Below are 902 nucleotides of genomic sequence, written 5' to 3' on the forward strand. Positions count from 1 at the left end.
ACTGTTGCTCCGGTAAAGCCGACATCCTCCACATCATCCAAGAAAAGATTCTGATCTAACACCAATTTGATTGGACTTATGCTATCATCTGCCGCACTTTCTGTATAAGTTGATGAAGCGGTTAAACCACTGATACTTGGTGCGTCATTCACGGGAGTGACATCAAAGGTTATCGTTGCACCTGTTGCCGCTTCTTCTAGCGCGTTTCTCACTCTAAAATTAAAACTTGCATAACTCACTCCATTGCCATTATTGGCAGGGGTAAAAGTTAATAAACCATTCTCAATATCTGCCTTCGTGATCAGCTGATTAAGGGTTACATCTACGCCATTGAATTTCAAAGCCCCAGCGCTCTCAAGTATTGTAATTCTCACTTCAGTAAATGCGTCGTTTTCTGGATCACTATAGCCAAAATCAGCAACGCTCAATACATAAGTGTTATCTTCATCGATTGTAATCGTTTTGTTTGTACCTGTTGGTAAATCCGCTACCTCATGAATTGTGATATCGATACTCTGAGTCCTGGTGAACGCCATATCATCTGTTGCTGTCACCGTCAACGTATCACTGCCATTGAAGTTAAGATTGCCCTGATAAATCAAACTTGCAAGTGTAGCATTGATATCCGTTTGCGTACCCGTTAGCGTCAAATCACTGCTGCCATTGCTACCGGCACTGATTACCGTAGCGCCTGATAACGTAATATTTAACCTTCCATTAGTGACTTGTAAACGAGCACTTTCTAAATTACCATCCACATCACTGACAGACAATCCATTAGAGTTCTTTCCAAACCGTATTTAATCTAGCAAAATAGCTATTTAAAAATTAAAGGTGGATATGATCAATGAGATGGGAAACGATAAACAAGTTAGCAGCAGATGAGTTTCGTCGTTTAACAG

1 protein-coding gene is annotated in these 902 nt (G+C 40.6%); it reads right to left on the minus strand.

Going from position 1 to position 902, the window contains the following annotated elements; genetic code table 11:
* A partial coding sequence (locus M1V25_RS10260) for an Ig-like domain-containing protein (RefSeq protein WP_498843223.1) occupies positions 1–773 on the minus strand: 773 nt, incomplete at its 3' end.
* Between the last annotated feature and the right edge of the window lie 129 nt (positions 774–902).

It is taken from the genome of Candidatus Nebulibacter yamunensis (assembly GCF_024208055.1).
Taxonomy (GTDB): domain Bacteria; phylum Pseudomonadota; class Gammaproteobacteria; order Francisellales; family Francisellaceae; genus Caedibacter; species Caedibacter lacustris.